We start from the raw sequence: 568 nt of genomic DNA, 5'->3' as shown, positions 1-568 counted from the left end.
GTCCGAAGTCGCCATTGTGATGCTCAGTGCGCGGGATGAGCTGGATGACCGTCTTACCGGCTTCAAGGTGGGTGCCGATGATTACATCACCAAACCGTTTGCAATGTCCGAGGTGCTCGCCCGGGTCGAAGCGGTGGTGGGCCGACGCCAGCGCAAGGATAACCGGGTGATGGTGGTCGCTGACCTGCACTTCGATCTGGATACCCTTGAGATAACCCGCAACGGTGTGCCTTTGAAGCTCAACCCGACCAACATGAAGCTGTTGGAATTGTTGATGCGCAAAAGTCCCCATATCGTGAAGCGATCCGAGCTGGAAGAAGTGCTTTGGGGGCGTGATGCCCCGAACAGCAGTAGCCTGCGCAGCAACATTCATATCCTTAGGCGGGTGCTGGACGGCGACCACGAGACGCCGTTGCTGCATACCGCTCATGGCCTAGGTTACAAGTTGTGTGTACAGCGCTGAAGCCTGCTCAGTCGAAATTGAACAGGCGCTGGATCAAGGTCGGTGTACTGCCGGTCCAGCGTTTGAACGAGCGGCGGAAGTTGGCCGGATCGTTGAAGTTCAGGT

1 protein-coding gene is annotated in these 568 nt (G+C 57.2%); it reads left to right on the top strand.

Annotation, left to right across the window (positions count from 1 at the left end; all coding sequences use genetic code 11):
* On the top strand, nt 1–463 hold a 463-nt coding region (locus tag ALO43_RS23775), incomplete at its 5' end, for a response regulator transcription factor (RefSeq protein ID WP_054998174.1).
* Nucleotides 464–568: the final 105 nt, after the last annotated feature.

Origin of the sequence: Pseudomonas tremae, assembly GCF_001401155.1 — a bacterium.
GTDB lineage: Bacteria > Pseudomonadota > Gammaproteobacteria > Pseudomonadales > Pseudomonadaceae > Aquipseudomonas > Aquipseudomonas tremae.
Note: the sequence above shows the minus strand (reverse complement) of the source record. Positions and strands in the feature narration are given on the sequence as shown.